This is a genomic window from Achromobacter sp., from assembly GCF_036567245.1.
Lineage (GTDB): Bacteria > Pseudomonadota > Gammaproteobacteria > Burkholderiales > Burkholderiaceae_B > Achromobacter.
In genome coordinates this window covers 1-6,339 of sequence record NZ_DATCUY010000268.1, presented here as the reverse complement: position 1 = coordinate 6,339, position 6,339 = coordinate 1, and the positions used below count along the sequence as shown (strand labels likewise).

Annotated in this window: 5 protein-coding genes; all 5 read left to right on the top strand. The window is 65.5% G+C overall.

Annotated elements, in window-relative coordinates; all coding sequences use genetic code 11:
• A partial coding sequence (locus VIR09_RS11820) for a metallopeptidase TldD-related protein (RefSeq protein WP_332013047.1) occupies positions 1–875 on the top strand: 875 nt, incomplete at its 5' end.
• A 254-nt stretch (positions 876–1,129) separates the two neighbouring features.
• Positions 1,130–2,203 (top strand): 3-deoxy-7-phosphoheptulonate synthase AroG, encoded by a 1,074-nt coding sequence (gene aroG, locus VIR09_RS11815; RefSeq protein ID WP_332013046.1) that lies wholly within the window; start codon positions 1,130–1,132, stop codon positions 2,201–2,203.
• A gap of 101 nt (positions 2,204–2,304) precedes the next feature.
• On the top strand, positions 2,305–3,714 hold the full coding sequence (locus tag VIR09_RS11810) for an FAD-binding oxidoreductase (protein WP_332013045.1): 1,410 nt from the start codon (positions 2,305–2,307) through the stop codon (positions 3,712–3,714).
• 204 nt (positions 3,715–3,918) lie between these two features.
• On the top strand, positions 3,919–5,418 hold the full coding sequence (locus tag VIR09_RS11805; RefSeq protein ID WP_332013044.1) for an FAD-linked oxidase C-terminal domain-containing protein: 1,500 nt from the start codon (positions 3,919–3,921) through the stop codon (positions 5,416–5,418).
• A gap of 11 nt (positions 5,419–5,429) precedes the next feature.
• Positions 5,430–6,339, top strand: a 910-nt coding sequence (gene glcE / locus VIR09_RS11800; protein WP_332013043.1) for a glycolate oxidase subunit GlcE, incomplete at its 3' end; no start/stop codon positions are given.

Sequence of the window (6,339 nt, the reverse complement as noted above, 5' to 3'; positions counted from 1 at the left end):
CGCTGACCGTCATCGCCGAGCGCAACGGCCGCCGCGAGATGGGCCACGCCGGGGGCGGCGGCCGCCTGGGCCTGGCCTATTTCACGGACGAAATGCTGCAAGGCTACGTCGAGCGCGCAGTGCATGAAGCCATGGTGAACCTGGAGGCGCGTCCGGCGCCGGCCGGCGAAATGACCGTCGTGCTGGGTTCCGGCTGGCCCGGCATCCTGCTGCACGAGGCCGTGGGCCACGGATTGGAAGGCGATTTCAACCGCAAGGGTTCCAGTGTGTTCTCCGGCCGCATCGGCGAACGCGTGGCCTCCAAGGGGGTGACGGTGGTGGATGACGGCACGATCCCGGATCGCCGCGGTTCGCTCAACATCGACGATGAAGGCAATGCCACCCAGCGCAACGTGCTGATCGAAGACGGCATCCTGCGCGGCTACATGCAGGACACCCTGAACGCGCGCCTCATGAAGACCGCCGCCACCGGCAACGGCCGCCGCGAATCGTTTGCGCATCTGCCCATGCCGCGCATGACCAATACCTACATGCTGGCGGGTGACAAGCCGGCCGAGGAAATCGTGTCGTCCGTCAAGCGCGGGCTGTACGCGGTCAACTTCGGCGGCGGCCAGGTCGACATCACCAACGGCAAGTTCGTGTTCTCGGCTTCTGAGGCCTACATGATCGAAAACGGCAAGGTGACCTACCCGGTCAAGGGCGCCACCCTGATCGGCAACGGTCCGGACGCCATGAACCGCGTCACCATGATCGGCAACGATCTGCAGCTGGATTCCGGCGTCGGCACCTGCGGCAAGGACGGGCAGAGCGTGCCTGTGGGCGTGGGCATGCCTACGGTCCGCATGGAAGGCCTGACGGTCGGCGGCACGGCCTGATCCCGAAAAAACCCGGGTGACGGCCCGGGAAATTTGTGCTAGAGTCAATCCCCATGAAATTCGCGTCCCCCGCTTTTTATTTTTATTTTTATGGTTTTCTGAAGCCGCTGGCGGAGGAAGGGACGCGCTCAATCTGAAGTTTGGAAAGAATCCCCCCCAAAAAGCCGCCAGCGAACTGGCGGCTTTTTTTGCGCCGCCAGTTGAGGAAACCACCTCGGGAACATCCCCGTGGCGGGCAACCCAGGAGCAGTACCGTGTCACACAATACCGACGACCTTCGCATTCGAGAAATCAAAGAGCTGAACCCGCCCGCGCACGTCATGCGCGAGTTCGCCTGCACCAAGGAGGCGTCCGACACCGTGTTCGCCGCCCGCCAGGGGATGCACCGCATCCTGCATGGCATGGATGACCGGATGATCGTCGTGATCGGTCCTTGCTCCATCCATGACACCCGCGCGGCCATCGAATATGCGAAGCGTCTGAAGCCCGTGCGCGACCGCCTGAGCGCCGACCTGGAAATCGTGATGCGCGTGTACTTCGAGAAGCCGCGCACCACCGTGGGCTGGAAGGGCCTGATCAACGATCCGGACCTGGACGGCAGCTTCGACATCAACAAGGGTGTGCGCGTCGCCCGCGAACTGCTGCTGGACATCAACAGCCTGGGACTGCCGGCGGGTTGCGAGTTCCTGGACATGATTACGCCGCAGTACATCGCGGATCTGGTCTCCTGGGGGGCGATCGGGGCTCGGACGACGGAAAGCCAGGTGCATCGTGAACTGGCTTCGGGATTGTCGTGTCCGGTGGGGTTCAAGAACGGCACCGATGGCAACGTCAAGATCGCGGTGGACGCGATCAAGGCGGCGTCGCAGCCGCACCATTTCCTGTCGGTGACCAAGGGCGGGCATTCGGCCATCGTGTCGACGGCCGGCAACGAGGACTGCCACGTCATCCTGCGCGGCGGCAAGACGCCGAACTACGATGCGGCCAGCGTGGACGCGGCCTGCCAGGACATGTCCAAGGCCGGCCTGGCGCAACGCATCATGATCGACGCCAGCCACGCCAACAGCAGCAAGAAGCCCGAGAACCAGCCGATGGTCATCGACGACGTGGCGCGCCAGATGGAAGCAGGCGACAGCCGCCTGGTGGGTGTCATGGTCGAAAGCCATCTGCTGGGCGGCCGCCAGGATATGGTGCCGGGCACGCCGCTGGTCTACGGCCAGAGCATCACCGACGGTTGCATCGACTGGGACGCTTCGGTCGCCGTGCTCGAGCGCCTGGCCCACGCCGTGCGCGAACGCCGCCGGGTCGCCCTGACTTCCGGCAAGTAAGCCCTGGCAGCGCCGCGGATCGCCAGCGCCTGGCGGTTTGCGGCGCTGCGTGCGCGGCGGCGTAGAATAATCAGGTTAACGAACCCGAGATCACGCTGACCATGAACGCTCCCTTGCACGCTGAAACGTTGCGCCGTCCGGTGCCGGCCGCCTGTCTGGATGCCTTGCGCGCGCGCTTTGGCGATCGCTTGTCCGAATCCTCCGCCATGCGCGACCATCATGGCCGCGATGAATCTCCCTATCCGGCCATGCCGCCGGACGCCGTGGTTTTCGCGCACACGACCGAGGAAGTGGCCGAGATCGCCAAGCTGTGCAACCAGCATCGCGTTCCCCTGATCCCCTACGGCGCCGGCTCTTCGCTCGAAGGCCACATCCTGGCGATCCAGGGCGGCATCAGCCTGGACCTGTCGCAGATGAACAAGGTGCTGGCGGTCAACGCCGAGGACCTGACCGCCACCGTGCAGGCGGGCGTGCTGCGCAAGCAGCTCAACGAGGAAATCCGCGACACCGGCCTGTTCTTCCCGATCGATCCGGGCGCCGACGCCAGCCTGGGCGGCATGGCGGCCACGCGCGCTTCCGGCACCAACGCCGTGCGCTACGGCACCATGCGCGAGAACGTCATGTCGCTGACCGTGGTGACGGCGGACGGACGCATCGTCCGCACCGCGGGCCGCGCCCGCAAGTCCTCTGCGGGCTACGACCTGACGCGCATCTTCGTCGGCAGCGAAGGCACCTTGGGCATCATCACCGAAGTGACGGTGCGCCTGTACCCGCAGCCTGAAGCCGTGTCGGCCGCGGTCTGCAATTTCCCCACGCTGGATTCGGCCGTGCAAAGCGTGATCGAAATCATCCAGATGGGCGTGCCGATCGCCCGCGTCGAATTCATGGACGCGGCCAGCGTGCGCTCGGTGAACCTGCACAGCAAGCTGACCCTGCGCGAAACGCCGTTGCTGGTGTTCGAATTCCACGGCAGTCCCGCCGGCGTGCAGGAACAGGCCGAAACCGTGCAGGCGATCACGGCGGACCATGGCGGCATGGACTTCGAATGGGCCGAGCGTCCCGAGGACCGCAGCCGCCTCTGGACCGCCCGCCACAACGCCTATTTCGCCGGCCTGCAACTGCGCCCCGGCTGCCGCGCCAGCACCACCGACGTCTGCGTGCCGATCTCGCGCCTGGCCGATTGTGTGCGCGACACGGTCGAAGAACTCGACCGCGCCAGCTTTCCCTACACGATCGTCGGCCACGTCGGCGATGGCAACTTCCATGTGCTGATGCTGCTCGATGCGGACAGCGCCAAGGAATGGGAAGAATCCGAAGCCATCAACCACAACCTGGTGCGCCGCGCGATTGCCGCCGACGGCACCTGCACGGGCGAGCACGGCGTGGGCCTGCACAAGATGCAGTTCATGGCCGAAGAGCATGGCGAGGATGCCCTGGACCTGATGCGCAGCCTGAAGCACGCGTTCGATCCGAACAACATTCTCAATCCGGGCAAGATCGTGTCCTGGTAAGCCTGCCGCGGCAACGCCGCCGACATCCGAAGCCGACGGCGTGCCGTCGGCTTTTTTCTAGCCGGCGGCAGGGTCGGGCGAGCGGGACGTCGCCCACGCGCGGCATGCGATTACGGCTGGTTACTTATCTGCTGTGCCGCGGGTGCACGGATGCGGGTAAATCCCGGTCTGCTTCGGGCGGGCGCTCGCGCTATTGTTGCGCTCATGAATTCATTGGTCGAAACTGGCCTGGCACAAGTGCAGGCGCCTTATTCCTTGCAGCAACTCATCGAGGCGTTGTCGGCCGCGTTGCCCGCGCACTGCGTGTTGTTCCGCGAAGAGGATACTCGCCCTTACGAGTGCGACGGCCTCTCTCTATATCGCGCGCTGCCTGCGGTCGTTGCCCTGCCCGAAACGGAAGAGCAGGTGCAAGCCGTCATGCGCATCTGCAAACGCCTGAATGCGCCCGTGGTTGCGCGCGGCGCCGGCACCGGCTTGTCCGGAGGCGCCATGCCGCACAGCCGCGGCGTGTTGCTCGGCTTGTCGAAATTCAATCGCATCAAGCACATCGACCTGGCCAGCGCCACGGCCATCGTGCAGCCGGGTGTGCGCAATCTGGCGATCTCGGAGGCGGCCGCGCCTTACGGGCTGTACTACGCGCCCGACCCTTCCAGCCAGATCGCCTGTTCCATCGGCGGCAACGTGGCGGAGAATTCCGGCGGCGTACATTGCCTGAAATACGGGCTGACCGTGCACAACGTGCTGCGCGTGCGGGTCGTGACCATCGACGGCGATGTGGTCGAACTCGGTTCCGAGGCGCCCGATGCGCCGGGGCTGGATCTGCTGTCCGTCTTCATCGGTTCGGAAGGCATGCTGGGCGTGGTCACGGAGGTGACGGTCAAGCTGATCCCCAAACCGGCCTGCGCGCGGGTGGTCATGGCCAGCTTTTCCAGCGTGGAAGCGGCGGGCAATGCGGTCACCCAGGTGATCGCGGCCGGCATGATACCGGCGGGCCTGGAGATGATGGACCGCCGTGCGACGCACATGGTCGAACCCTTTGTGCGCGCGGGCTACGACATGGACGCGCAAGCCATCCTGCTGTGCGAATCGGACGGCACGCCCGAAGAGGTCGAGCACGAGATCGCGCGCATGGAGGCTGTGTTTCGCGCGGCGGGCGCAACGCGCTGCCAGGTCTCGTCGTCGGAGGCCGAGCGCCTGAAGTTCTGGGCCGGCCGCAAGAACGCGTTTCCGGCCGCCGGGCGGGTGTCGCCCGATTACTATTGCATGGACGGCACGATACCGCGCCGCCATCTGGCGCGCGTGCTGGGCGCCATCGAGCAGATGGAAGACGAGTTCGGCCTGCGCTGCGCCAACGTCTTTCACGCGGGCGACGGCAACCTGCATCCGTTGATCCTGTTCGATTCGAACAAGCCGGACGAGGTGGAGCGCGCCGAGAAATTCGGCGCCGCCATTCTTGAGCTGTGCGTGCAGGTAGGAGGGACCGTGACCGGAGAGCACGGGGTGGGTATGGAGAAAATAAATCAAATGTGCGTGCAATTCTCTCGCGAAGAACTCGACGCGTTCCTGGCGGTAAAGCGGGCCTTCGATCCGCCCTGCCTGCTCAATCCTGAAAAAGTGATCCCCACGCTGGCCCGCTGCGCCGAATACGGCAAGATGCATGTCCACGCGGGAGAGCTGCGCTTCCCCGATCTCGCCCGTTTCTAGGACCTGTCCTTATGGATTTCGTCCTGTCGGAATTGTGCGACCAGGTCATGACGGCCCGTGCCGGTCACAAACCCCTGTTTGTGATGGGCGGCGGCAGCAAGGCATTCTATGGCAACTACCGTCCGGTGACGCCGCAGGACGGCCACTGTCTGCTGGACATGACGCCCTATCGCGGCATTGTCAGCTACCACCCTTCGGAGCTCGTGGTGACGGTGCGCGCGGGCACGCCGCTGGCTGAACTCGAAGATGCGCTGGCCGAGAACGGACAGATGCTGGCCTTCGAGCCGCCGCATTTCTCGACTTCCGCCACGGTGGGCGGATGCGTCGCGGCGGGGTTGTCGGGCCCGCGCCGCATGAGCGCTGGCGCGCTCAAGGATTTCGTCCTGGGCGCGCAATTGCTGGATTCGGAAGGCCGCATCCTCTCGTTTGGCGGCGAGGTCATGAAGAATGTGGCGGGCTATGACGTGTCGCGCCTTTTGGCCGGTTCGCACGGTATCTTCGGCGCCATACTCGAGGTGTCCTTGAAGGTCGTGCCGCGGCCGATGGAAGAGGTCACCCTGACGCTGCCCGCCACGCAGGCGCAGGCCTTGGCCAGTTTCGCCCTGTGGCGCGGCAAGCCTTTGCCGATCTCGGCCACCAGCTGGAGCGGCGCAGACGAAGGCGGCGAAGGCCAGATGGCTGTGCGCCTGTCGGGCGCGCCGCCCGCGATTGCCAGCGCCCGCCAACTGATAGGCGGAACGCCGCTGGCGCCTGAAGCGGCGCAAGCCTGGTGGCGGTCGCTGCGCGAGCAGACCCATGCATTTTTCGCGCCGGGCCGGCCTCTATGGCGCTTGGCGCTGCCACCCACCGCTGCCGCCCTCGGGCTGGGACCCGCCTTGCTGGAATGGGGCGGAGGCCAGCGCTGGCTGTCGGGCGAGCACG

What these genes read in the sequence shown, in the direction of transcription:
- VIR09_RS11805 (WP_332013044.1), top strand. Translation starts at nt 3,919, where the DNA reads ATGAATTCATTGGTCGAAACTGGCCTGGCACAAGTGCAGGCGCCTTAT.
- VIR09_RS11810 (WP_332013045.1), top strand. Translation starts at nt 2,305, where the DNA reads ATGAACGCTCCCTTGCACGCTGAAACGTTGCGCCGTCCGGTGCCGGCC.